Raw genomic sequence first — 23,782 nt, forward strand, 5'->3', positions numbered from 1 at the left:
CGGTTAAAACAATAACATAGAAACCTTACATTTATGTGACATTTTTAAAGATTTTGATAAAGCCCCAAGGCCGTTCCCTTTTCTATGATATCAAGGGCAAAGGCCCAAAGCTCCTCGGAAAAGTCTTTTATAAACTCTTTTTTATCGATGATTTGGGATTTTTTTAAATTCTTTTTGATTATATTTCGATTATTTGTATAATAATGGTTTAAAAGAGGCTGTAGGTTATCCAAGACTGCCGCATATTGGGCTTCCGGTGTTTTACGCTCTTCAAATTCCAGCCATGTATTCATAAAGTCTTCTTTTTGGTCATCAGGCAAAAGAGAAAAAATTTTATCCGCAGCTATTTTTTCATCGGTCTTAGCTTCTTCTCTTTTTTGAGTATCGTACAAAAAGGTGTCGCCTGCATAAACTTCAACTATGTCGTGAATTAAAAGCATCTTGAGGGTGTGAAGAAGGTCGATTTTTTCCTTACAGTATTCCGCGAGGAGAAGGGCCATAACGGCAATATGCCAAGAATGTTCGGCGCTGTTTTCCTGCCTTAATCCTCCGATTATGCCGTTTTGCCTGTAAACGGTTTTTAATTTTTCGAGCTCAAAAATGAAGCCCATCTGTTTTTCCAATCGTGAAACACTCATTTTGTTGCCTTAAAATAAAGATAGATCTAAAACTCTTTGCTAATTTTCCGAGATAAATTCCCTATATTTTTCAGGGTTTACCCTAAAGGCGACTATAGGATCTTCATTATTCTTGATAGCTCTTGTTACTGCAGCCTGGGCTTCTTCTATCATTCTGCCTGAAGAAATAAGACGGGATGTTCTGGTTGTAATACCTATTGAAATTGCTTTAGATATATCGTATTCGGTTAAAATGTTTTTGGTTCCCTTGTATATTTCCTCGGCCTTTTTCATGGCTTCATCCAAATTTGTATCTTGAAGAATCGCCGCAAATCCGTTACTGTCGAATTCAAAAATCATATCCCTGAATTTTATAAAGTCGATTAAAAGCGCTGCAATCTTTTTTCCTATCATGCTTTCAAGGCTGAAATCGTCAAGCTGCATAATCACTAGGGCTATGTCCTGTTCTGATGATGCGGCTCTTCTTAATTCCGATTCCAAGTACTCCGGTAAATATTCCTGCCAGCTTATTCCCGTAATGGGGGAGTAAAGGCCTCTTACCTTTTCTATGGCTTCTGAATTTACTGCATCGAAGGATGCCGTATTCTTAATATTATTATACTCCTCAGAATCGGAGCTGATGTATTTAATGTTTTTATCGTCTTTAACGCTTATATCCTTCCCTGATTCATAAGGAAATTGCTGTGTAATTTTTAAATTATCAAGATCTTCAAGGCTGTATATTTTCTCATCGTTTTTATTTTTAGTTTCTTTTACAGGTTTCAAAACTGATTCATCTTCTGTTTTTGCTTCACTGTAATTATGAGGATAAACTTCTTCTTTTGGTTCGGCGTAATATTTTTGTTCTGAAGCATGGTTTACAGCCGCTTCATCTTCGTTAAAATCGTCCTCAAATGTTCTTTTGTTTACATCTGCATATACTCGGTCTTTAATAGTTGCAAGACTTGTAAAAAGAATTATAATTACCGTTAAAATTGTTACGGTCAATATGATAAAAAAAGCACTTCTGATTCTTAAATAGATTGCTGTCGATTTTAAAGTCGGAATAGAAGCTGTCAGTACAAGCTCGGTATCATAGCTTTTCATAGCCTTTACATTAATTCTTCCGCTATGATTTTTTATAAATAAAGAAGCCGGTTTTACCATAAAATTACCGCCTTCATCAAAGTTTATTAAGCCGGAATCCTTTGGCCAAGAAATTATAATACTTTTAGACGGCTTTGAAATAACAAAGGCCTTAATTTCAAGCTCATCTGCAAGTGCATACAACTTTTGATTATATTCACTTTTGGCAAAGTCTTCCTTCTCAGAGGAGATTATAATCTGTTTTGCAAAGTAAGCGAATGTAGATTTTGCTTCCTCTACACCTGCGTCAGAATCCTTTATAATCCCATACACAAACCATGAAAATGTTACTAATATAACTAATAAGGCTATTGCGGCATATATGCCAATATACATCTTTTTCATTAACTTACAGTATACTCCAGAATTTGAGATAGTACAAGTTCTAAATCGGCAAAATCCGAGATATTTTTAGATAATCTTTTACTTAAATATGCAAAATAAGGTAAAAGAGCCGTTGTCAACATTTTCTTATCATTATGAACGGATTTTTTTAAATGACTTATAAAATCGGCATATGGGAATATGGCAAATTCTTCTTTTTTCCATTTATAATCTGCCGAATTAAGACTGATTTCCTTTTTAAAAAAAGTTTTGTACCCCTCCAGAAGAGATGTAGAATAAGTTATTTTTCCGTTTTTTTCCGTTTTTTTTACCTCTGTTCTAAACATCAAATCACAAAATTTTGTTTCTAAGGGTGAAGTTTTATAAGCTCTTTTTTCAAACTGATTGGAAAGATATGTTCCGTTTGCATATGCCTTTCCTGCGGTATAAGCAAAGTCCAAGCCTAAGAACTCCAAATCTTTAAATCCTAGGGAGAGGGCTGCCGATCTTGCCGCAAGAGCCACAGTGCCGCTTGAAGTTTCCATATATGGGAATGGAGAAAAAAGGGAAGCATATTGAACAAAGGGGTGTGCACTTTTTGTAAAAAAAAATGAGTTGCCGTTTTTTAAGAATTCCCTTGCAAGAATAGGGTTTGAGCAAAGGTCAAAAATACCTACTGTCTTTTTGCGGAAAAGGCCTAAAACAGTGAGCATAAGAAATATTTTGCGGGTCCATGCTCACAAAAAAATCGGCTTCGATTCCTGCTTTTATTAAAATGGGAAAAGCCGTATCTGAAGCAAAAAGCACAAAAGAATTCCTGTATCTTTTTATATTTTCCAAGGCCGGTTCCAGGCCGGGGCCCGCACCTAAAATACAGGCTTTTTTATCGGGATCTATTTTCGGTATTGCGGGGAGGATTATCGATGCCGTTTTTAAATTATGCATAATGTTCCGCATCCATATTTTACCGAAGGCTGCCTGTGTCGAAATATCGGCCTGTATATTCTCTAATGAGGCTCTAATTTTTTTTTCGAATTTCGGTATTTTATCCTTATAAAATTCTTCCCAAGGCCTTAAGATTTTTATCTCAAAATTGCCGTAGATGGCTGGAATATAGGTATTGATAAATTCTTTTTCAAAATTTTCCGATTCTAAGGGCGGTAAAAAAGATAGGTTTTTATTTAGAATAAGATGTGAAAAATCTATTATTTTAAATAAGCTTTTAAAATTTGCAAAACTTGCTTCGGTTATTGCACAGTACTTCAATTTAAAATTGTTCAAAAAACATTCTATATGGATACCGGCCCCCAATCCGCAAAAAAGAACGAAGTTTTCGTTTCCCGTAAAAAAACGAGAGGCTTCTTTTATTGGGTCATATTTTGAATGGAGGAGTTTGCCGTTTTTTAGTAAGGGGAGAGTCAGTCCTGTTTTCGCTATCTCCGTATTGGAGGCGTAATCCGAGCTTTCAGTAGAATTTATAATATCTTCTGCAAGTTTTAAATTTATTCTTTTTAATGCTTCTATATTCTTATCAAAAAAATTCATGGTGTAAGCCTTCTAATTTGATTTTCTAAAAAAGAGCTTATTTCATTTTCAAGGTTTAGTTTAATTTCTTCTTCATTTTGAGTATCTTTTTCTTTTAAAAAGTTCATATAATTTTGAAAAGAAATAAATTCGCATAATTCTTTTTGAGGGCTGCTTAAGCTTGTTTCTTTTGCACTTATTTTGATTTTATCAAAAAAAGTTTTGTGTTTTATTTCTTCTTTTATGTTTCGATAAATTTTTGACAAGATAGCTTTTTTTTCATTGATAGATTTATATGCCGAATTTTTTGATTGTTTTGTCTGAATATTTTTTTTATTTGCATTTTCATTAATTTTTATCTCAGTCTTAAAATTTTCCCCGCATATTGATTTTATACTGCCTAGCATAGGAAGATTTTGTCCTATTCTAAAAAGTCTTTCAGCTCTTTTCTTAGGTGTTTGACTAAACCATTTTTCATAAGTTTTTAATGAACGCAGATCAAAGTTGGATATAGCTGCAAAATTAGATATAGGATCTAAGCGGTCTGCTTTAATTTCTTTTTGTTTTTGACTTTCATGCGGTGAACAATGTGAAAAGCCTTTTGATTCTTTTAAGTCCAAGCCTGCAATAAAAATTTTCCCCGCGGTGTTATCCAAGAGAAGTTCTATTGCCGTACCCGATACCGTTCCGTTTCTTTTTGCAGGAATGGGTTCAATTCCTAAGCTGTCAAAAAAAAGATTTTCAAGGGCTGAACCGTAACTTAAAAAAACTGAGTTATTATTTTTTAAAATATTATAAGGAATTTTTGCTTCCAATGGAAAGGCTAGGGCGGTTTCCTTAAAATTTTTATCCTGCAAATATTTTAGATGATTTGCAGCCCAAAATCCCCCGTCAGTCGATATACATAGATCAAGCCTTATATTCCGGCTTAATACGGCCGGCAGGGCAGAGGCTGCGGCCGTATTAAACATTCCGTTTATATTCTTAGTGTATTTATCCAATACCTCATCTAAACTTGGACCGGCAGCTGCAAAAAAACAAGGTTCAGCAATTCCCAAATTCATTTCTTTAAAAAAATTCCTGCTCAAAATTTTTTCTGCAAATATAAAGTTACCGCTCATGTTTTTAAGCCATTTTTTTCCAAAAAAACTTCTTGTTGCTATTACGCTTTGAATTATCTTTACGGCTTGGGATATTTCCTTCCATACCCATGAAGCGGAATCAGGCCAAACCTTTTCTGCAGGCTTCCAAGGCAAAAACAGTGTAGAAGCTAAAAATTCATCGGGAATATTATTAACCAAAAAAAAAGACGCATTTCCTGAAGCCGGTCTCCAAACCTTGTCCCAAAGTTTATCCGACTCCAAAAAATAATTATCCGTGTACCTCATTGCAATCAATTTACTTTCAGGAAATTTTTTACGCAGAACCGATGCAAGATAAGATTCTCCGGGTTCCGTGATAACGATAATTTTAGGATTTCCGTTTATTGTATCTGAAAATCTTTCTGCTTCCTTTTGAGGATTATAAGAAGAGTGTAATTTAACTTGTTTTATCATTTATTACGGCCTTAAAAAAATTTTTTATCTCAGTTATATTTTTTGAATTTCCCCTGTACTCAATTAATATTTTTGCACACAGTTCTTCTCCATAAATATTGGATAAACTTGCCGTTATTTTTTTTGTATAAATATCCATAGGCAGGTTTTCTGATGAGAATATTGACGCATAAAGGCTATTGTCCATTCCCAAAATTGCCATATTGGATTTTCCCATTAGATTAAGAATTTTGTTTGCTATAGAATAATAAAGACTCAAAGTATTTAAATCGCTTTGAAGTTTTACCGTGTCGATAAAAACATGAAAAAATGTAATTGTCAGCAAATGAGCCGTATTATTAAAGTTGAGCGCCGATTTTATTTTGAGCATTATTGTATCTGAACCGTATTGAAATGGATATACAGGCCTTGCCGTTTCTATAATATTTTTATACTTATCATACGAGGGTAAAAAATCTCTTATTTGTTTATCTGCTTTTTCAAAATCAAAGCCTTCCCTATAAACATCTTTTTGAGATTTTATTAAAAACAAAAAACTCTTATTTTCTTCAACAGAAAACAAAATAATTTCCGAGATGCTTGCATACTCCTGAGAAGAAAAAAAATTCTTTAGAGATTTTAAGTCATCATTTTTGAGAGAGAAAAGATTATGCTGCTTAACTTCAAACCCATCTATAATGTTTGAAGGTATCATGCATCTATGAAAAGTCGTTATATCTACACCTGAAGCAAAACAAAGATTATAAAAATCTTCATTTGTTTTTACCAAAAATCCGCCTTTTTCTATTTGCAGATTTTTTAGTAAGATTTGAAAATGTTTTTTTGCATCAAAAAAAGGTGAAGAAGGGCTTTCATCAGTATGCGGCTTTAGAGGCTGATAAGCTTTTATGCTTACAGCCTCCGCCTTCTGCCTTAGTCCCATTAGGATATCCCCAGCTCATCAAAAAAGCCGTTTGTAAGTATCAAAGTATTCCGACTTTGCAAACTCTTCAATTTTTTCTTCAGGCAGACTTTCTAAAAGCTGATCCATATATGTCAGAACAGATTTAATCTCATCTTTTAAATGGATGGGCAAGGTTTCTGTCTGTATTTTTTGCTCTTCGGCAGCACTCTCATCAAGGTCAAGCCTTGGAATATCTTGAGCTGCCTGATCAAGCTCTTCTGCTGAAAATACCGAGTCTGCATGGTTATCCATCATTATCTCTGATACATTATCATATTGAGAAAGGTTTGATTCTTCCTCGGCTGCAGCAGATGCGGAGTTATCTTCCCAAACTATCTCATCGGTCTGTAGTTCATCAGAAGTAAGAGTTTCTTCTTGTTCTAAGTTTTCATCAAACTTTAAATCTGCAAAGTCTGAAGCCTCGTCATGACCTTCTTCAATATTGTCGGTAATAGCTTCAAAATCACTGTATTCATCGCCAAGCGGAATGCTTTGTCCGTCGGGAAGTTCCAGTTCTGTTATTTTTAGATCAAAGTCTTCGATAGTATTGCCTTCTTCCTCATCGGATGATTGTTCTTCAGATGTATCTAAGATTTCTTCTTCCAAAACCGGCTCATCAGCTATCACATCCGAAATAAAATCTTCTATTTGAAGAATATCTTCCTTTTCTTCATTGTCCGATTTTTCTTCTATCGTATCAACAGTATCAAAAGATGTATCATCAGTATCAAACGGAGTATCTGTTTTTTCTTCGCTTTCAGCTTCTTCAATTCTTAAGTCTAAATCTTCATCAAGAAAGCTGATATCGTCAGTTAGGTCGTTGATATGTTCAGGCTGTACGGCACTTAATAGATCTTCATCGGCAAAAACTTCATCATCTTCGTCCTTATCTTCTTCTGCCTGATTTTTATCTTCCGGCTCATCATCAAAAAAAGTATCATTTATTTCGTCCAATGTTTCAGGGATTTCGTATTCTTTTTCTGTGTTTTCTTCAGTAAAATCAGCCGTGATTAATATATTATTAAGTTCATCACCTGTAAGAGCTATTGTTTCATCTCCATCGTCATCATTAAAGAAGCCGGTCTTATCGCTCTCGGTTACATCATTTAAGATATTATCTGTAACAGTGTTTTCTTTAGGTTCCGATATATGCGACTCTTCCAATTTTTGTTGGGTTTGAGCCATTTCAATTTTCATATTTGCAAGTTCATTTTTGATATTTACTAATTCGCTTGCAATTTGAATTAATATTTCGGTAGCCTTATCGTTTGCAAGTACATTCGATTTTTCCTCAGCCGGTTTAACCTCTTCGGCTTTTTTATCTTCTTGAATTGCTTGTGAGGGTTCAATAAATTCTTCAGGAACATCATTGTTATCCGAATCCAAAAGATCGTTTTCAAAGGCTTCAATATCGTCAAAGAACATATCGCTTTTTTCTTCGGTCTCCTCGCCCATAACACTGTCCAACATTGAGTCAAAATCGTCTATTATTTCAACTTCTTTTGTTGTTTCTGCCGTTTCGGCCGGAGAAGAGTTAGCCATTATTTTTTGATTTTCTTTTCGGATTTCGTCTATATTTCCTGCTTCAATTATAGTGCTCTCTATGACTAAACCATCGTCCTCTGTTTTTTCTTTTTTATCCGAATCTGCAATATCTTCTGCCTCTTCAAATTCCGAAATATCGCTGAATATTTCGACATCTTCCAAGTCATCATTACTACCCATGGTTTCACCGGCGAGAGAAGTTATATCCGAGTATTCGTCTATTGTAATATTAAGCGGAATATCTTCTTTCAGTTCTTCTTTAGTTTCTTCCTCAGTTTTGTCATTAGCCTCAAGCTCATCCAAAATATCATCAAAATCGGAAATATCTTCTATCGTCCTTTCGGCTAAATTTTCAATATCCGAAGATTTTTCTTTCTCTAAAGTTTCGTTTGTTTCCGGCTCATCAGTGGTTATTTCAAAGTTATCGTTTCCTTCAAAATCTATGGCATCACTTTCCTTTGTTTCTAGATAATCTTCATCAAAAGAAAGATCTAGTTTTATATTGTTATCAGGTTCGGGGGATTCTGATTCGCTATCGTCCTCTGTTTTATTGTCTGTTTCAAAGGCCTCGTCTTCACTTAGGAAGTCCTCTAAATCGAGAGTTTCAAATTCGTTTATATCCGGCACAGCTTCTTCTTCAGCTATAGGCATTTCGGCAAGATCGGTCTCAAAATTATCTTGAACTTCTTCATCAACTACTGTATCAGAGTCATCAAAAATATCGAATTCGTCACCATAAATATCATCTTCAGAAGTAACAGATACATCTTCAATAATATCATCAGACTCATATGTTTCTATGGTTTCAAAATTATTCAATGTAGTTAATTCTTCAAAATCTAAGCCTTCGTCGGTAGTATCTAAATTAACGACATCATGGTCATCAAATTCCGGAATGTCATTTTCAAAAGGATCCTCAGCAGTGTCATTTTCTATAGGCAATATATCACTTTCTTTATTTTCAGGCCGTTTTTTTACCCATACACCGTACATATCAAGATTTGACTCATCTTCAAGTTTTACCGGAAAAACCGAATCATCCGGTTCTTCAATTTTGTTAAAATCTAATGCCATGCTATTCTCCCGTATAACTTATATCTATAATTATACTATATATCGACAGAATGTGTAAATAACCTAAATTATTTAGCCTAAATAATTTGACAAAAAATTCAAGAAAAAAGGATAAAATGCCGTTATATAGTTTGAGCTATGGAAAAATATTTTAGAGTGATGATTCCCGTTTTTATTGGCGTTTTCGCTTACACTGCTTTGACCGTGTTTTTGGGCCCTAAGGGAATATATGCAAAGCGTTTTATAGAAATTCAGCGGGATGCACTTGTAAATCATGTCCGATCTCTTAGGCAAACAGGGGAAGATTTGGATAGCCTTATAAGGAATTTAACATATGACCCTGAAACAATTGCCGTTTATGCCCATGAATTAGGTTATATATATAATAATGAGGGAATAATTAAGCTTGTAAACTTTAACTCCGGCTTTGGAAAAGCCTTAAATCCCGGAACAATCTTAAAAATTGAAACTCCTTATTTTCTATCCGATTATATGTGCAAAACAATCGCTATTTCGTTGGGAATCATTGTTATCATTTTTCAGCTGCTGGCGGTAAAAAAAGATGGTTATTTTAAAAAAAGATCCTAAGTCTTTAGAGTTAGCTGCCTCAGCATTAAAAAATCATGATATCATAATAGTTCCTACCGATACTGTTTACGGCTTTTCGGGTATAATTCCCATTACAAAAGAAAAAATCATTAAAATCAAAAAAAGAGGGGCTGAAAAAAGTTTTATCAGCCTGATTGAAAAACCGGAAGACATTTATAAATATACTGATACGCCAATTCCTCAAGCCTTTCTAGATCTTTGGCCTGCACCTTTGAGTTTAATTGTAAGGGATAAGGAAGGCAGCGGAACTTCGGCTTTTAGATGCCCCGATGACATCTGGCTTAGAAATTTAATAGGAAAGACAGGTTTTCCTATTTATTCTACGAGCGTTAATTATTCGGGAGAGCCGCTTTTAAGCGATATTCGGGATATAATAAAAGAGTTTGAAGATAAGGTTTCTTTGATAATTGACGGAGGAGATCAAAAAGGATTATCGTCTACGATTGTCAGTTTAATTGAAAAGGAGCCGTTTATAATCAGGCAAGGATCCTTAAAAATAAGTCTTTAATTTTTTACCCAGCGTACTTTTTTTATAACTTCATTGACCGAAACAAGGGTGTTTCCATGATACACTATTTCGATATCTATTTTTTCACCGGCTAAAACCTTATTGTCGGCGGAAACAAGGAATTTCCATGATGGTGTTTTACCCATCTCTGCTGCCTTTTTGGCTATCTCATCAGGTAAGTTAATAAATTGTCTCGGCAATGCCTTGCCTGATTGATTTATTGTCAAATAGCCCTCATTCAACTTTATTTGAAGTAAGATTGTTATTCCGCTTGAAAGGAGGGCTATTCCTCTTCCGCCCCTCATAATTTCAACCCGTTCAAGACCATCTTCTCCCTGCCATGAACCTGAAAGAATATCTATGTTTTTTACTTCTTCTACCTCTGCATCTTCTTTAGGTTCGGAGTCTTCCAAATTGTAGGTAACCGATAAATTTACAGATTTATCAAAAATATCCGAGACCAGAACCCGCGAATCCAATAGGATTAAATTAACGCTTTGATAAATTTTTGATATTCTTCTTGTTATATTATCCGAAGAATTTTTCAGCATAAGTTCAAGCTGAATTCCGTTTTCAAGCCCTGTAACCTTACCTGCAAAAACATAATCGAAACGCTGACGGGCATCCGTTTCGGTAACCGGAGTAGAACGCATATCTACAATATCGTATCTTTTTAACTCCTTTACAAAACTGAAAATAGCATTACTGATTGTCGCTGTTGTTTGTTCCGTTATGTTTTTAGATTCAAGCTTAAAAACGCCGACTGTGGGAGCTGCATAAAGCATACCCACTGAGCTAAAAAACGGCATATGCAGCATCAAAAGCAAAAATATTAAAAATCCGTAATACTTTTTTATCTTCATTATTTACCTCTTATCTTTATCTCCCTTTGCATATCTCTTTTTAGGTCTCTGTCTTTTATGTCTGCCCTCTTATCAAAGGTCTTTTTACCCTTACAAACACCTAAGAGCACCTTAACGATACCGTTTTTAAAGTAAAATTCCAAGGGGATGAGGGTATAGCCTTTTTCCTCAACTTTTCGTTTCAATCTTTTTATTTCGTCCTTTTTTAAAAGAAGTTTTTTGGGACGCTCAGGGTCATGGTTAAAAACGGAGGAGTAAATATATTCCGAAATATGAAAATTTTTAACCCAAACCTCATTATCCTTAATTTCTGCAAAGGCATCCGGAAAAGAAATTCTGCCTTCTCTTAAAGATTTAACTTCCGTTCCTTTTAATACAAGCCCGCATTCTATTTTTTCTTCGACGGTATAATTAAAAAAAGCTTTTTTGTTTTTAGCTATTATTTTTACAGGTGTTTTCTCCATATATATATTATATTCATAGATTAGACACTTGTCAACGACAGCAGAAAATGATATTATGCCTTGAGGATTAATAATGGCTGCAAAATACAGAAGTTTTTCATATACTGCGAAGAGGGAATACCGCAACAAGGTATTTTTTATTATTTTTTTGGTGCTGTTTGCCTTTATTTCATATGTACTTATAACATCATATATACTAAAAACTTATAGGCTGCAAACGGACACCATGTTCCCTGAAATTTCTACAGGCGATATGGTTTTGGCAACTCCTATTTATTCTACGGCTTCAGCTAAACGCGGGGACTTGGTGGTTATCAATAGCTCATCTTCACAAAAAAAGCCCTTTTTTAAATCGGCTGTAAATACTGTTACAGGCTTTTTTACCTTTCATCTTGTAAGGCCCTTTGATATACAAAACGCAAATGCTTATTCCATCCGCAGAATTGTAGGATTACCCGGAGATACCCTCTACATGGAAAATTTTGTTTTGCACATAAAAACTCAAGATTCGAATCATTTTTTAACGGAATTTGAGCTGGCTCAAAAAAACTACGATATTGAAGTTCAGGATCTTCCTGCAAATTGGGATTCATCATTGCCCTTTTCGGGAACATATCCGAAAACGGTTTTAAAAGAAGGCGAATATTTTGTATTATGCGATAATAGAATAATCACAGATGATTCCCGTCTTTGGGGGCCTGTCAAAGGAGATAAAAAACTATTCGGTAAAATTATGCTTAAGTACTGGCCGCTTAAAGAGTTTAAATTTTATTGATCGATGAAAAAAAATGCCGGTCTTTATATTCACATACCTTTTTGCCTCCAAAAATGTAATTACTGCGATTTTTTTTCAGTTAAGGCCGGCCGCTTTAAGGATATTTTGTCCGGCCCCATAAGTCCCTTTGTTTTAAGACTGACTGACGATATAACAATTCAAGCCGCTAAATACGGTATAAGCGAATGGGATACCGTTTATATTGGAGGCGGAACTCCGTCGCTCCTTTCTCCTTATGATATTTATTATCTTTCATCACAAATAATTGATGCTCAAAAAAATCCTCCCAAAGAATTTACGGTCGAAATTAATCCCGAAGATTTAGCCGAGGACTTTTTATCAGCAGCGGTAAAAGGCGGTGTTAACAGGTTTTCTGTAGGTATTCAATCCCTTAATGATGAGGTTTTAAGTGCCTGTAAAAGGAGGGGCGGAAGAAAAATGAGCCTTTCCTCACTTGAGCTTTTACGCACTCAAAAAAATCTGATGCTTTCTTGTGATCTAATTGCAGGACTGAATAATCAAACCTCGGCTATTTTGAAGGACGATATAGAAACATTATTGACTTTTAAACCTGAACATTTTTCTTTATATGCCCTTTGTTCAAATACAAAAATTTCGGATGAAAAAGATGATGAAATAGCCGAACTATGGAACTATGGTAAGGATATTTTAGAGAAAAATAGCTATAATAAGTATGAGGTGTCTAATTTTTCATACAAAAATTTATATAAAAGTATACATAATGAGAAATATTGGAGGTTGGAAAACTATATAGGGGTCGGTCCCGGTGCCTTCGGATCCATTTTTTTTGATAAAGAGTCTTTATCCGCCTCTGTAAATACCGATGTTCATTTACATGCTCAAGCAAATGTTTTCGCATTGAGATTTTCTGCAATTAAAAATATAGAAAAATGGATGACCTTACAAAATAGAGATGAGGTTTATGAATACGAAACCGTAAATGAAAAAGAATTTATTGAAGAAGCCTTTATGATGGGGTTGCGGCTTACTGACGGAATTGACAGGCCGTTTTTTAAATCCCGATTCGGGACTGATATTACCGCATTTGCAGGAAATACTATTTCAAAATGGCTGAATAAGAAGGCTGTTGTTTTGACTGAAGAAAAATTTTACTTAACCGAAAACGGTTTTCTGTATTTAAATTTATTTTTACGGGATCTCTTTCAAGAGATTGACACCTTATTTTAAAAATTACTCTTGATTTTGGTCCTTGTTTTGTTCCCAGATATAATCGAACTCTTTATGTATAGTTTGGAAAACTTCAATTAGGGTAGGGTCAAAGTGCGCCCCTGCTCCTAATGCAATATGGGCGACGGTTTCTTCATGAGGGATTCCTTCTTTGTAAGAACGCCTCATTCTCAGGGCATCATAAACATCGGATATCGCCACTATACGTGCCGATAGAGGAATCATTTCACCTGCAAGCCTATAAGGATAGCCCCTTCCATCCCATCTCTCATGATGACTAAGAGTGATTTCCTTTGCCATAGGAATAGGGTAGTTTGCAAGGATGAGTGTTCCGTTGATAGTGTGCTCCCGCATAACAGCCCATTCAACATCGTTAAGCGAACCTTTTTTTTGCAGTATATAATCAGGCGTTCCTATTTTTCCTATATCGTGAATAGCTGCAAGAGATGAAATATTATCTATAAAGTCTGCATCTATTTGAGGAAATAAATTTTCTCTAAATAGGGTCTCGGCAAGGGCCTTTGAATAATAATTAAGCCTTTCATTATGAAAGCCCGTATCGTTATCCTTTAATTTTGATGCATTTAATAGGCTTTCCATCATATCTTTATACTGACTTAAATAGGAATTGCTTATATCTTCAAACATAACCCAGTAGCCGTTGAGAGAGTTATTATCAAATAGGGGAAATATGTTTGTCTTTGTATACATAGTTTTGCGGTATCTTGTTTTATGTTTTAAAACCCCGGACCAAGAGTAGCCACGGTTAGGATTTCTTAATTTGGCTAAAAGATCATCAAGAGTGGATTTTTCAAGCGTGCTTCCGAATATGTTAAAAAACGGCTTTTTTTCTATACTGTGATAACCTTCAAAAAGACGGTTTACTGCATCGCTTATGTATAGTATCAAAAAATTCTTATCAAGGAGCATGGAGCAAACTGTAGGTGTTGCAAGTAAGTCTACAGCTGTTTTTAAAACTTCGGTTTTAATTTCAGTATTGTTAAAATTTATCGGATGATGTAAACTGTCAGGATCTTCTTGGTAAATTTCATCCCCCAGCTCTTCCAATTCTTCTTCTACCTCATCCAGCATTTCTACTTCATCGAGAGTTAAAAAACTTTTTTCATTAATTCCTTTTTTAGATTTACTTTTCTTTTCTTTTTTTTTCATAGGCTTAAAATCCTTTAGTTACAATACCTAATACTCTGCATCGCTCTTTCTTATATATACCGGTCCCTCATGATCTTCAACTTTTTTACACGCCTGATTTGCAGTAAAACAATCGAGTAAAATGTTTGAAAAAGCCTCTTTGTGTGCTTCTATAAAAGTGATATTATTTGAATCGATAGATGCTTTGGCTTCTTCATTAAATTTTTCCGTTCCGAAACCGCAAATAATTGTTTTTTTATTTTTATCAATAAGTTTAACTGCATCCTCCGCACTTATATCAAAGGCTTCCGATATCGGCTTTTTATTTTCAAATGCCTGTACATAAAAGCAGTCGCGTTTTGCATCAATAACCGATAAAAATTGATTTTTATCTCCGTATCTATAACAAAGAGCTTCCAAAATAGAAACACAAAAAAAATGAGCATTTGTTTGCAGTTGAATTGCCTTTGCCGTCGAGTAGGCTAGTCTTAGACCTGTAAAACCTCCCGGCCCTTGAGGACATATTACAACATCTGTTTCGTTTACGGAAAAACCTGCTTGCTTTACTGCTTCTTCTATTGCAGGAATAAGCAAGGCTGAATGTCTTGCTTTCGCCGGCGTAAAAACGGAGGTAAATGTTCCTTCACTTCCTTGAGCCGTTATTTCAACAGAGTTCCAACTTGTATCGATGCAAACTATGTTCATAAATCCTCACCAAAGTCTTTATTGCTGATAATAATTTTTCTTGAATTATCATCATTTACAGTTATACCTATATAAATAGTGTTTTTGGGTAAGGCTTCTTTTACCTTTGTACTCCATTCAATTACGCAAACACCATCTCCATATAACATTTCTTCAGTACCAAGATCTAAAAAATCCTCAACTCCGTCCAGTCTGTATACATCCATATGATATAGATGCAGACGGCCTGAGTATTCAGATATTAGGGTAAAAGTAGGGCTTGTAATATCTTCTTCAATATCCAAGCCTTGTGCAATTCCCTTTGTCAGATAGGTTTTTCCTGCTGCTAAAGAGCCGTCAAGGGCGATTACATCTCCTTTTTTTAATTTTTTTCCTATCTTTTTTCCTAAACTAATAGTATCTTCTTCGGTTTTTACTGTAAATTCCATCTTACGGTAATTTCCTTGATTCAATTAAACGGCGGACACAGGCCTTTAACTCCATCATTATCTGTAAAACAGGATAGTCTATCTTGTCTATCATCTGTACCTGTATTTCGGTTTCACCCGTCGGCTTATGTTCTACAAAAAATTCTACCTTTCCTTCTTGCTCTTTACCCAATATAGTATATACGGCTGTTCCGATATATTTTTGACGGTAATATATATGGGTATCTTCTTTTTCAATATTTTTTATTTCAGAAACAATCATCTTAAATCTCCGGTTATGTTATTGATAATAAACCATTTCCCAACTTTTTTACAAGCGGTGCTAATTCATATTCTGCAATATCGGAAATCTCTACCGTATCGGTGTCTTCAATTGCATTAATAATAGCATCCAAATTAGACGATATTTCGGTTTGATATTCCCTAATTGTCATTTCGCCAAATTTTAAGTCGTCTGGTATGTCGGCAATATCGAATAATTTTGCTGTTTCATATAATTTTGCAAGATTAACAGAAAAACTTTCGATTGCTTTGATAACTTCTACATCACTTCCTGTTTGCACTTTTACAGGAATTTTTTCAATTTCTTCCGAATTTTTTATAAATTCATCACCAATGCTTTTTAAAAGCTCCCTTATGTCATCTCCGCTTGTTGTAAATAGCTCAATGTCTATTTCTATTTGATGAGGATTTTCAAAAAGCTCATCAAGCTCGCTTAAAGTCAATTCTTTTCCGTTGACACAAACTTGAGTTATAGTGTTTTTCCGTGTTCGGCATTCTTGTTCTATATTTCCAAGAACATCGCCTATAGTTATTTCTTTTTCAATTTTTAATTCAATGTCTTGTCCATTTAATTTTACTTTCATTGCTATCCCTTATTGTTTATTTTGATTTTGAAGCTGTTTGTTAAAATTGTCCATTGTTTGGGATTGTTTTTGCAAACTTTTTAAGGTCCCATCCATTATTCCGTATTTCTTTTTAAGAGCTAACTCTTTTTCGGCAAGTTTTTTGTCATAGTTCTCTATTCTCTTTTGAGAAGCATCCATTTTGAGTTTTAAAGCATCATTTTTTATTCCTAAAATACCTCCTCGTTGAGTATAAGGATTAATATATTCATACATTGCATGTGCAAGGCCTGAGTCTATCAAAATATCTCCATCCGAATCAAAGCCGAAAAAAAGTTTAACCTCTTCCATATTGTTATTTAAGGCCTCATCAAGTTTTTTTTCGTCAATTTCCAAGTAGCCTCTAAGACGGGACATATCTACTCCGCCTGAGCTGTCCGATTTTGTGGAAACCCCCAGCTGACTTAGCATAAATATTTTTGAATCGTCTGCCGGTTTATATGGAGCATTTATTGTTTGTCTTAAATTCGATTTAAAGCTCATCAATGTGCTGTCTCCATACATTAACCCCAATTTTTTTTTAGCATCCTCAACTTCTGCTTCTGAAAGATAGGTAAGCTCTTCGATTATTTCAGGCTTATTTTGTGTAAGGATATTGATTTGAGCAAAAAACCTATTGTATTTTGCGACAAGCTCGATAATTGCATTTTTAACGGCTTCTACATTCGGTTTTATCGTAAGTTTTTCTTGTTTTTCCGAAGACTCATGAGCGTGCAGGGTAACACCTGGAATTAAATCGTCAATATCGTTTTTATCTCTTTTAATTTGAATTCCTTCAAAATTTATTATAGCATCCTTTGCTGTTGAAACAGGGTTTACAGGTATATAGTCTCCGGCAGCCTTAGGATCAAATATTCTGATGTTTTCTATAAAGACAGCCTTTTCGGTATTATTATTGTTGATTGCAAGGGCCTTTACGTCTCCGTATTCTGCCAACGGAATGGTAATTGTCTGCGTTTCGGCATTTTCCGAAAGAGGCGGCAGGGGAATAAGTACTCCTCTTGTTGATTCTAATGCTAAAATATTCATATCAACCTTTGGAACAGCCTTATCCTTCTGCTCCATCCGAGCTTTTTCAAGTCCGGCATTTGAAGGTTCGTTTTGGATTACAATCCCTCTGTATGAGATTGAGCCTAACTGTTCATAAACTTTTTCGCCCATATCTTCTTTTTCGGCAGCAGGAACTGAAGGTTCCTTAATTGAAACTGTAAGCTCCATTACATATTGACCTTTTGCCCTTACCGATTCCGAAAAATCTATTTTTTGAGATGATTCAGGCTTAGCCTCAATTGAAGAAACTGAAGTTTTTATTGACGATGAGTCGTTTTTTTTGATAAGTCCCATTTCAAGGGCAAAGGGTAGGGCATCATCTGCAAATTCCAATCTGTTTTTTTCTCCAGTCATATTTGAAGAAAACAACAAAGATTTTGTTTCAGGGCTGATTTTTATTTCGGTTATATTTAAAATGTCTTTTGCTCTTGAGTTTACAAGATCTATAAAGCCCTTATATTTTCCTCCCTTCCAGTTTACCGATACGTTTTTTTCTCCTACCTTAAAAGTATATTTTCCTTTTTTTATTTCAATATCTTTATTTACTTCTTTTGTTAAAAATTTATCTGATTCTGCGACTTGAATAACATTAATTTTTATATTTTGATCCTTAGCACCTCTGGAGGCTGTAGCCGTAACGGATCTTTCATTTGAGGATTCTGCTATTTTTTCTACAAAGGGATTATTAAAAGAGTATAGTTCTCTTGCCGCATTACGCACTTCAAGAGAAAATTTACCGACCTGCCTCCACGAATCGTCCTGTAATTGCAGGCGTTCGAGTTTGTCGGCTTCTCTGTCTCGAGGAATTCTTTCCTTTTTCATTAAAGCTTCAACGAGCTTTTCGTATGTACTGTTGACTCCCGGTATACTTAAATCGGACATTTAAACCCCTGTTTTTTTAACACCTAAAAAGGGAAAAATTCCGACTAGATTGTTTCATCGAATAAAAGACCGACTGTTTCAAGTATTCTTGCTTGCAGTCTCTGTATTTCTTCGGACGGAATTTCCCTTATTACCTTGTCGGTATTTGCATCTATTACCTTAACGACAATGCGGTTTGTTTCTTTGTTTACTCTAAATTGTAATTTTCGATCACAGATTTCGCATAGTTTTTGAATCTGTGCAACAGTTTTTGATATTTCATTAGGGTCAGCAAGTACTTTTTGATTTTCGGCTTGTGCGGCGGCTTCCTTTTGTACTATTACATCGGCTGCAGCCCTCATTGAGCCGTTAATCGCTGTATCACGTCTTGGTTGTAATCCTGCTTGGTGCCCTATGCCGTTTATTTCTATACTCATAAAAACCTCCTTGGCTTTAAATAGACATCATCCGTGACATCTAAATATAGTCATAACGTTTTAAGCATCAACTCTTAGCAGTAAAAAAAAGGAAGAAGAAGGGCGCATCTTCTTTCTTCCTAAAGATTTCTAAAGGCTTTCAATTTTAAGAGATGACATCCGGTTATCTCTTTTTATCGGCCCTTATAAGATCTGCTTCATTATTGAAGAAGCCTAACAACAGCCTGAGGCTGTGCATTGGCCTGTGCCAACATAGCAGTTCCTGACTGGATCAAGATCTGGTTCTTTGTATAGTCTACAATTTCTTTAGCCATGTCTGCATCTCGGATTCTTGATTCGGCAGCCTGCATATTTTCGGCAGCAATTGCTATACCGTTATATGCCATTTCAAACCTGTTCTGGTATCCGCCTAGGTCTGCTCTCTGCTTGTTAATCTGCTTAAGAGCATTATCAAGGGTTCCCAATGCCATATTGGCACCGTCTACAGAAGACATAGAAATAATCTTATCTTCTCCGCCTTGTTGTGCTCCGATAATACCGAGTGCTGATGCTGTCATTGTACCTATAAAGATCTTTTCTCTTTGATCCATATTTGCACCGACATGGAGCTGCATGGGTCCTGATGCGGAATCCTGTGCGAAGCGTCCAGTGAGAAGGTTCATTCCGTTGAATTGAGCATGACTTGCGATTCTGTCTACTTCATCAACAAGCTGTGATACTTCAACTTGAATCTGCATTCTGTCTTCGGCGGAATAAATGCCGTTAGCGGCCTGTATAGCCAATTCTCTTAATCTCTGAACTATATCTGTAGTTTCACCTAAGTAGCCTTCCGTTGCTTGAATGAAAGAAACACCATTTTGAATGTTCTGACCGGCTTGGTTTAAACCTCTGATCTGGCTTCGCATCTTTTCGGATACGGCCAAACCGGAAGCATCGTCACCTGCACGGTTAATTCTTTCCGCACTGGAAAGCTTTTCGATATTTTTTGCGAGATGAAGTTCGTTGACTCCTCCCTGTCGCTGTGCAAACATTGCACTCATATTGTGATTAATTATCATATGACCCTCCCTGAAGTCCTATAGTTCAGCATCCTTTGCTGAAAAATACTCCTGTATTTTATAATATTGCATAAAATTTAGCGCCTTTTATACAAATTATAAAGACAGTATTATTAACAATTTTATTCAAACTGCTAATAATACTGTAATACAGGGCTTCATAAGGGCCGCCCATAAAGGGCATTTTTTCAAAGATCGTTTAAGCGTGCAGGGGATAGCCCCTGACGCTTCACATATTATACTCTTATAATTAAAAAAATACAAGAGTATTTTACAAATTTGTTACCTTAAAAGAGACATTACAAGCTGGCTGTTGTTGTTAGCCTGTGAGAGCATTGCAATACCGGTATTTGACAAGATTTGGTTCTTGGTATATTCTACCATTTGTTTTGCCATATCTGCATCACGGATTCTTGACTCTGCAGCTTGGAGGTTTTCTGCTGCGATATCGATACCGACAACTGTCAACTCCATTCTGTTCTGGTAACCGCCAAGATCGGCTCTTTGCTTGTTGATCTTTTTCAAGCCTTCATCAATGATTCCGATTCCTCGGTTGGCAGTTTCTGCAGTCTCAATCGACATAATTTTTTCGTCTCCGATTCCTCTAACACCGAGGGCTGCGGCAGACATTGTGCCGATATAAACACGCATTCTCTGATCCATGTTTGCACCGATGTGGAACCACATAGAGCCTGTAACAACATTTTCACCTGTTTCGCGTGCAAAGCGGCCTGTGAGCATATTCATACCGTTAAACTGGGCTGAACTAGCAATTCGGTCGACTTCTGCAACCAACTGAGAAACTTCAACCTGAATCTGCATCCTGTCTTCGGCGGAATAGATACCGTTTGAAGACTGAACAGCGAGTTCTCTGATTCTCTGCATGATGTCGGTTGTTTCCTGCAAATATGCTTCGGCTACTTGGATAAAGTTGATACCGTTTGAAGCGTTTGCAGAAGCTTGGTTTAAACCTCGAATCTGACTTCTCATTTTTTCGGAAACAGCAAGACCGGAAGCGTCATCGCCTGCTCGGTTAATGCGTAAACCGGATGAAAGTTTTTCGATGTCTTTACCGATGCGTACATTGGTAACACCCTGCGTTCTCTGTGCGAACATCGCACTCATGTTGTGATTGATAATCATAAGATATTCCTCCCTGGAATAATGTTTTTATAAAGCATCCTTGCTTTATTTTGAGAGTAGAAAACCCTCGTTATCTATATCGGTTTTATGTTACTAAAACTTTAGATCTTTTTTAAAAAAAATTAATTTTTTATTCCTCATCTATGTCTGCCGGATCTTTTAGGATATTTGAATCAAAAAGGCGTGCAAGTTCTCTTTCGGAATAGCGTTTTGATACTGAAAAATTCTCTCTTACTAATTCAATGGTATCTTTATCAAGAATGAGCTTTTTTTCGTCCCTAAGATAAATTGCAAAATCTTCAAACACCGAAAGGGGCAGCCAAGGAAAGGCTATTTCAAAAATATTAAACCATTGGCAATAGGGAAGGGTTGTTTCCTTATTTATAAGAATCCCCTGATCCTTTAGCTTATCCCTTTCTTCAGGCTTAAGGGTAAACATTTTTTGGTTTAGCAGCTCACAATATTCTTGAGTAGAAAAAAGAGCTCCTACTTTTCGTATCAAATCCATTTTATAAACAGAAGGTATATCCGCTAAAACAGATGCCGTTACTATGTTCATGCCTTCAGATATAATTTCAAAAGGTTTTTTGCTTTCAGCAGCGGCAATTTCCATTGTTCGTTTTATATCGCCTTTTTCCAATAAAGGAAACAAAATTTCATCGTTATTCAAGACTATTCTCCCATAAACTTTAACTATAAAAAATATTCTATCACATTATTTTAAAAAAAACAATGTCAAATTTTACATTTGTGCTCCAAAGGCTTCAACAAACCTTGTGATTAGATCATCAATCTTTCCTTCTATGTACAGACCTGAGGCTTGTTTATGCCCTCCGCCTCCAAATGATGAGGCAATCTTGCTTACATCAATTTTATCCAAGGACCTAAAACCTACTGAGCAGTGTGTTTGAGACTCTTGGCGTACGATGCATATAGCTTCGACTCCTTCTATTGTCTGAATCAGCTGATAGACTATATCCGAGTCGCGTCCTTCAAGGCCGAATTCCTGTAGGTCATCATAAGTTTCGTAAGAAATAACAAGTCTTCCGTCATAATATCTCTTCATTCGATTTAGGATTCTTGAAATCAAGAGGCGTGATTCAAATTTTTTACCTCCGTTCATCTTCATAAATGTTTGTTTCGGATTGGCTCCGGCTTTAATTAGTCTGGATGCGTGAGCAAAAACTTCGGCACTTCTCTCATCCAAATGTCTAAAAAATCCGGTATCGGTGCACAGACCGAAAAACAGAGCTTCTGCTTCTTCTTTTGTCAGCCTTCCTTCCATTTCTTCAATTATTGATTGAATAAGATATGTTGTTGAAGGTGCATCTGTCATTATAAGCGATGCATCGGATTTTTCAGTATTGGTTGCATGATGATCGATTATAATGTAATTAAAACCTTTGATAAGCTCTGCTATTTCTCCTACTCTGTCAAAGCCTGAGCAGTCAAGGATTATCAAACCTGTAGTTTTAGGATTTATCTTATCTGAAATTTCCAGCTTGTCTGTAAAAAGATTTTCATATTCCTTTATCTCTACACGCTTAAAAGGTCCGGCCGACATTAAAATACAGTTTTTATTTTTTCTTTTTAAAAAGAAAGACATTGCAAGGCAGCTTCCTATACAATCCCCATCGGGCTCTTTATGACCTGCAATTATAAAATTTTCGTAAGTATTTAAAAATTCCGTCAATTTTTGTGGAATTAAAGGTTTGCTGATTTTTGAGCTGCTGATATTATGCATGTATTCCTCATAAAATTCCTCTAAGGTTTTGGCCTTAGAGGATATAAATAGCTTAGATTGTTTTAGATGTTAAAATTTTAGTTCAAGACTTTCTACACCGTCAAATTTACCATCATAATCGTTTGGTGCTTTTAATGCACCCCATATTGAGCTTCCTAAATCTCTGGGAGCTGCTATTTTTATGTGATCAAATTTTCCGTCTTTAATATAGAAAGATAAATATGGATTAACTCTTGTGTTTACCAGTTCCAAATTTGCTCTTCCGTCTCTAGGTTCAAGCCAAGATTTTGGAATAAAAACTTCAGCATGTTTTAATCCTGCTCTTCGGTAAATAACATAAAACCCTTTTGAATGTGCAAATATTTTCAAAATTTGAACATTTACATAATAAGCGTCAGATTCCTCAACCTTTTGCGAAAAAGCCGGAGCTGCTGCAAAAAGGGAAAAAATTAGAACCAAAAAGACCAATCCCAGTATAGATTTCTTCATATATTCCTCCAGTTAACATATTATACACATAAGTTATGAATTTTGCAAGCCCTAAAAATTTACAATATTGACAAAGACTTATAAAAAATGGTATTTTCTCTTTTTATTAATATAAATAAAAATTTAGGACAAAATTATGGACAAAATTGTTTTACTTGATGTTAATAATTCAAAATTATTACATGAATTTGCTCTTTTACCTTTTGAGCTTTATAAGAACGATACTTCATGGGTTCCGCCTATTATAAGCGAGTATAAAAAATATGTATCCGGAGTCGGTAATTCTTTGTGTGATGTAGGCCCTCATGTAAAGATGATTGCTCAAATCGACGGAAAGACTGTAGGCCGTATTTTGTACGGGACTGACGATAAATTGAACGAATATAAAAAAATGAAGGTCGGCTATATTTCACAATTCGAGTGTATTGATGATTATGCCGTTGCAGAGAAAATGCTTGATTCTGCCAAAAATTGGTTTTTGGAAAAAGGTATGGATAGAATTAAGGGGCCTCTTTCTCTTCCCGGAGGGGAAGACAATCGAGGTTTCATAACCGATAACTTCGAAACACGAACTTACATAATGAATACCTATAACAAAAAATATTATAACGATTTTTTTTATAAAGTACGGTTTTGAAAAATATTGGGATTGCTAT

General features: G+C 35.4%; 25 protein-coding genes and 1 pseudogene. 5 read left to right on the forward strand and 21 right to left on the reverse strand.

From position 1 onward, the window contains the following. Positions 1–44: 44 nt before the first annotated feature. From E4O00_RS05105 to E4O00_RS05135, 7 genes and pseudogenes are all read right to left on the reverse strand, one after another. Positions 45–638: an HD domain-containing protein gene (locus E4O00_RS05105; RefSeq protein ID WP_253678916.1), complete on the reverse strand. Its 594-nt coding sequence runs from the start codon at positions 636–638 to the stop codon at positions 45–47. Positions 639–677: 39 nt separating this feature from the next. Then, entirely contained in the window at positions 678–2,108 is a 1,431-nt protein-coding gene (locus E4O00_RS05110) for a diguanylate cyclase domain-containing protein (RefSeq protein ID WP_253678917.1), read from the reverse strand. Then, positions 2,108–2,800 (reverse strand): motility associated factor glycosyltransferase family protein, encoded by a 693-nt coding sequence (locus E4O00_RS05115; protein ID WP_253678918.1) that lies wholly within the window; start codon positions 2,798–2,800, stop codon positions 2,108–2,110. Before E4O00_RS05115 ends, E4O00_RS05110 begins: the two co-directional genes overlap by 1 nt. Next, positions 2,751–3,632, reverse strand: coding sequence for a 6-hydroxymethylpterin diphosphokinase MptE-like protein (locus tag E4O00_RS05120; protein ID WP_253678919.1), 882 nt, complete (start codon positions 3,630–3,632; stop codon positions 2,751–2,753). Before E4O00_RS05120 ends, E4O00_RS05115 begins: the two co-directional genes overlap by 50 nt. Continuing rightward, on the reverse strand, positions 3,629–5,167 hold the full coding sequence (locus E4O00_RS05125; RefSeq protein WP_253678920.1) for a 6-hydroxymethylpterin diphosphokinase MptE-like protein: 1,539 nt from the start codon (positions 5,165–5,167) through the stop codon (positions 3,629–3,631). Before E4O00_RS05125 ends, E4O00_RS05120 begins: the two co-directional genes overlap by 4 nt. Continuing rightward, complete coding sequence (locus tag E4O00_RS05130) at positions 5,151–6,089, reverse strand: hypothetical protein (RefSeq protein WP_253678921.1); 939 nt, start codon at positions 6,087–6,089, stop codon at positions 5,151–5,153. The genes E4O00_RS05125 and E4O00_RS05130 overlap by 17 nt, the downstream gene beginning before the upstream one ends. Then, positions 6,089–8,729 (reverse strand): annotated as a pseudogene (locus E4O00_RS05135) (hypothetical protein). Before E4O00_RS05135 ends, E4O00_RS05130 begins: the two are co-directional and overlap by 1 nt. A gap of 138 nt (positions 8,730–8,867) precedes the next feature. Here E4O00_RS05135 and E4O00_RS05140 point away from each other — a divergent pair. Both E4O00_RS05140 and E4O00_RS05145 read left to right on the forward strand, forming a co-directional pair. Further along, on the forward strand, positions 8,868–9,317 hold the full coding sequence (locus E4O00_RS05140) for a septum formation initiator family protein (protein ID WP_253678923.1): 450 nt from the start codon (positions 8,868–8,870) through the stop codon (positions 9,315–9,317). Further along, positions 9,292–9,846, forward strand: coding sequence for an L-threonylcarbamoyladenylate synthase (locus E4O00_RS05145; RefSeq protein ID WP_253678924.1), 555 nt, complete (start codon positions 9,292–9,294; stop codon positions 9,844–9,846). Before E4O00_RS05140 ends, E4O00_RS05145 begins: the two co-directional genes overlap by 26 nt. Here the strand turns inward: E4O00_RS05145 and E4O00_RS05150 are convergent. Next, complete coding sequence (locus E4O00_RS05150; RefSeq protein WP_253678925.1) at positions 9,843–10,709, reverse strand: TP0183 family DNA metabolism protein; 867 nt, start codon at positions 10,707–10,709, stop codon at positions 9,843–9,845. The two genes, E4O00_RS05145 and E4O00_RS05150, sit on opposite strands and share 4 nt — an antisense overlap. Beyond that, positions 10,709–11,173, reverse strand: coding sequence for an SsrA-binding protein SmpB (gene smpB / locus E4O00_RS05155; protein ID WP_253678926.1), 465 nt, complete (start codon positions 11,171–11,173; stop codon positions 10,709–10,711). The genes E4O00_RS05150 and smpB overlap by 1 nt, the downstream gene beginning before the upstream one ends. Positions 11,174–11,246: 73 nt before the next feature. Here smpB and lepB point away from each other — a divergent pair, with 73 nt between their 5' ends. Further along, complete coding sequence (gene lepB / locus E4O00_RS05160) at positions 11,247–11,948, forward strand: signal peptidase I (RefSeq protein ID WP_253678927.1); 702 nt, start codon at positions 11,247–11,249, stop codon at positions 11,946–11,948. A 3-nt stretch (positions 11,949–11,951) separates the two neighbouring features. Then, a complete protein-coding gene (locus tag E4O00_RS05165; RefSeq protein WP_253678928.1) occupies positions 11,952–13,157 on the forward strand; it encodes a coproporphyrinogen-III oxidase family protein in 1,206 nt (401 codons plus the stop codon). Positions 13,158–13,160: 3 nt separating this feature from the next. Here E4O00_RS05165 and E4O00_RS05170 read toward each other — a convergent pair whose 3' ends face one another. The 12 genes from E4O00_RS05170 to E4O00_RS05225 all read right to left on the reverse strand — a co-directional run bounded on the left by E4O00_RS05170 (position 13,161) and on the right by E4O00_RS05225 (position 23,126). Next, a complete protein-coding gene (locus tag E4O00_RS05170) occupies positions 13,161–14,327 on the reverse strand; it encodes an HD-GYP domain-containing protein (protein WP_253678929.1) in 1,167 nt (388 codons plus the stop codon). 27 nt (positions 14,328–14,354) lie between these two features. Further along, positions 14,355–15,011, reverse strand: a complete 657-nt coding sequence (gene tsaB / locus E4O00_RS05175; RefSeq protein ID WP_253678930.1) for a tRNA (adenosine(37)-N6)-threonylcarbamoyltransferase complex dimerization subunit type 1 TsaB — start codon at positions 15,009–15,011, stop codon at positions 14,355–14,357. Continuing rightward, a complete protein-coding gene (gene tsaE, locus E4O00_RS05180) occupies positions 15,008–15,439 on the reverse strand; it encodes a tRNA (adenosine(37)-N6)-threonylcarbamoyltransferase complex ATPase subunit type 1 TsaE (RefSeq protein WP_253678931.1) in 432 nt (143 codons plus the stop codon). Before tsaE ends, tsaB begins: the two co-directional genes overlap by 4 nt. 1 nt (position 15,440) lies before the next feature. Beyond that, positions 15,441–15,701 (reverse strand): DUF4822 domain-containing protein, encoded by a 261-nt coding sequence (locus tag E4O00_RS05185; protein ID WP_253678932.1) that lies wholly within the window; start codon positions 15,699–15,701, stop codon positions 15,441–15,443. A gap of 13 nt (positions 15,702–15,714) precedes the next feature. Continuing rightward, on the reverse strand, positions 15,715–16,305 hold the full coding sequence (locus E4O00_RS05190; protein ID WP_253678933.1) for a hypothetical protein: 591 nt from the start codon (positions 16,303–16,305) through the stop codon (positions 15,715–15,717). Positions 16,306–16,314: 9 nt separating this feature from the next. Then, on the reverse strand, positions 16,315–18,276 hold the full coding sequence (gene fliD, locus E4O00_RS05195; RefSeq protein WP_253678934.1) for a flagellar filament capping protein FliD: 1,962 nt from the start codon (positions 18,274–18,276) through the stop codon (positions 16,315–16,317). 44 nt (positions 18,277–18,320) lie between these two features. After that, positions 18,321–18,692 carry a flagellar protein FlaG gene (locus tag E4O00_RS05200; protein WP_253678935.1) on the reverse strand — a complete coding sequence of 124 codons (372 nt, stop codon included), beginning with the start codon at positions 18,690–18,692 and terminating at the stop codon, positions 18,321–18,323. Between the two features lie 200 nt (positions 18,693–18,892). Then, on the reverse strand, positions 18,893–19,750 hold the full coding sequence (locus tag E4O00_RS05205; protein ID WP_253678936.1) for a flagellin N-terminal helical domain-containing protein: 858 nt from the start codon (positions 19,748–19,750) through the stop codon (positions 18,893–18,895). A 282-nt stretch (positions 19,751–20,032) separates the two neighbouring features. Beyond that, positions 20,033–20,893 carry a flagellin N-terminal helical domain-containing protein gene (locus tag E4O00_RS05210; RefSeq protein WP_253678937.1) on the reverse strand — a complete coding sequence of 287 codons (861 nt, stop codon included), beginning with the start codon at positions 20,891–20,893 and terminating at the stop codon, positions 20,033–20,035. A 130-nt stretch (positions 20,894–21,023) separates the two neighbouring features. After that, positions 21,024–21,563 (reverse strand): hypothetical protein, encoded by a 540-nt coding sequence (locus E4O00_RS05215; protein ID WP_253678938.1) that lies wholly within the window; start codon positions 21,561–21,563, stop codon positions 21,024–21,026. Between the two features lie 72 nt (positions 21,564–21,635). After that, complete coding sequence (locus E4O00_RS05220; RefSeq protein WP_253678939.1) at positions 21,636–22,637, reverse strand: DHH family phosphoesterase; 1,002 nt, start codon at positions 22,635–22,637, stop codon at positions 21,636–21,638. Positions 22,638–22,706: 69 nt separating this feature from the next. After that, on the reverse strand, positions 22,707–23,126 hold the full coding sequence (locus E4O00_RS05225; RefSeq protein WP_253678940.1) for a hypothetical protein: 420 nt from the start codon (positions 23,124–23,126) through the stop codon (positions 22,707–22,709). Positions 23,127–23,262: 136 nt separating this feature from the next. Between E4O00_RS05225 and E4O00_RS05230 the strand changes: the two genes are divergently transcribed. Then, positions 23,263–23,763, forward strand: a complete 501-nt coding sequence (locus tag E4O00_RS05230) for a hypothetical protein (protein WP_253678941.1) — start codon at positions 23,263–23,265, stop codon at positions 23,761–23,763. Positions 23,764–23,782: the final 19 nt, after the last annotated feature.

The sequence above is a fragment of the Treponema sp. OMZ 788 genome (genome assembly GCF_024181245.1).
Taxonomy (GTDB): domain Bacteria; phylum Spirochaetota; class Spirochaetia; order Treponematales; family Treponemataceae; genus Treponema_B.

What these genes read in the sequence shown, in the direction of transcription:
- E4O00_RS05205 (WP_253678936.1), bottom strand. Translation starts at nt 19,750, where the DNA reads ATGATAATTAATCACAATATGAGTGCAATGTTTGCACAGCGACAGGGA.
- smpB (WP_253678926.1), bottom strand. Translation starts at nt 11,173, where the DNA reads ATGGAGAAAACACCTGTAAAAATAATAGCTAAAAACAAAAAAGCTTTT.
- E4O00_RS05220 (WP_253678939.1), bottom strand. Translation starts at nt 22,637, where the DNA reads ATGCATAATATCAGCAGCTCAAAAATCAGCAAACCTTTAATTCCACAA.
- E4O00_RS05150 (WP_253678925.1), bottom strand. Translation starts at nt 10,709, where the DNA reads ATGAAGATAAAAAAGTATTACGGATTTTTAATATTTTTGCTTTTGATG.
- E4O00_RS05165 (WP_253678928.1), top strand. Translation starts at nt 11,952, where the DNA reads ATGAAAAAAAATGCCGGTCTTTATATTCACATACCTTTTTGCCTCCAA.
- E4O00_RS05185 (WP_253678932.1), bottom strand. Translation starts at nt 15,701, where the DNA reads ATGATTGTTTCTGAAATAAAAAATATTGAAAAAGAAGATACCCATATA.
- E4O00_RS05110 (WP_253678917.1), bottom strand. Translation starts at nt 2,108, where the DNA reads ATGAAAAAGATGTATATTGGCATATATGCCGCAATAGCCTTATTAGTT.
- E4O00_RS05230 (WP_253678941.1), top strand. Translation starts at nt 23,263, where the DNA reads ATGGACAAAATTGTTTTACTTGATGTTAATAATTCAAAATTATTACAT.
- E4O00_RS05210 (WP_253678937.1), bottom strand. Translation starts at nt 20,893, where the DNA reads ATGATTATCAATCACAACATGAGTGCGATGTTCGCACAGAGAACGCAG.
- E4O00_RS05145 (WP_253678924.1), top strand. Translation starts at nt 9,292, where the DNA reads ATGGTTATTTTAAAAAAAGATCCTAAGTCTTTAGAGTTAGCTGCCTCA.
- E4O00_RS05190 (WP_253678933.1), bottom strand. Translation starts at nt 16,305, where the DNA reads ATGAAAGTAAAATTAAATGGACAAGACATTGAATTAAAAATTGAAAAA.
- E4O00_RS05140 (WP_253678923.1), top strand. Translation starts at nt 8,868, where the DNA reads ATGGAAAAATATTTTAGAGTGATGATTCCCGTTTTTATTGGCGTTTTC.
- E4O00_RS05225 (WP_253678940.1), bottom strand. Translation starts at nt 23,126, where the DNA reads ATGAAGAAATCTATACTGGGATTGGTCTTTTTGGTTCTAATTTTTTCC.
- tsaE (WP_253678931.1), bottom strand. Translation starts at nt 15,439, where the DNA reads ATGGAATTTACAGTAAAAACCGAAGAAGATACTATTAGTTTAGGAAAA.
- E4O00_RS05105 (WP_253678916.1), bottom strand. Translation starts at nt 638, where the DNA reads ATGAGTGTTTCACGATTGGAAAAACAGATGGGCTTCATTTTTGAGCTC.
- E4O00_RS05200 (WP_253678935.1), bottom strand. Translation starts at nt 18,692, where the DNA reads ATGAGTATAGAAATAAACGGCATAGGGCACCAAGCAGGATTACAACCA.
- E4O00_RS05125 (WP_253678920.1), bottom strand. Translation starts at nt 5,167, where the DNA reads ATGATAAAACAAGTTAAATTACACTCTTCTTATAATCCTCAAAAGGAA.
- E4O00_RS05115 (WP_253678918.1), bottom strand. Translation starts at nt 2,800, where the DNA reads ATGCTCACTGTTTTAGGCCTTTTCCGCAAAAAGACAGTAGGTATTTTT.
- E4O00_RS05120 (WP_253678919.1), bottom strand. Translation starts at nt 3,632, where the DNA reads ATGAATTTTTTTGATAAGAATATAGAAGCATTAAAAAGAATAAATTTA.
- lepB (WP_253678927.1), top strand. Translation starts at nt 11,247, where the DNA reads ATGGCTGCAAAATACAGAAGTTTTTCATATACTGCGAAGAGGGAATAC.
- E4O00_RS05130 (WP_253678921.1), bottom strand. Translation starts at nt 6,089, where the DNA reads ATGGGACTAAGGCAGAAGGCGGAGGCTGTAAGCATAAAAGCTTATCAG.
- fliD (WP_253678934.1), bottom strand. Translation starts at nt 18,276, where the DNA reads ATGTCCGATTTAAGTATACCGGGAGTCAACAGTACATACGAAAAGCTC.
- E4O00_RS05170 (WP_253678929.1), bottom strand. Translation starts at nt 14,327, where the DNA reads ATGAAAAAAAAAGAAAAGAAAAGTAAATCTAAAAAAGGAATTAATGAA.
- tsaB (WP_253678930.1), bottom strand. Translation starts at nt 15,011, where the DNA reads ATGAACATAGTTTGCATCGATACAAGTTGGAACTCTGTTGAAATAACG.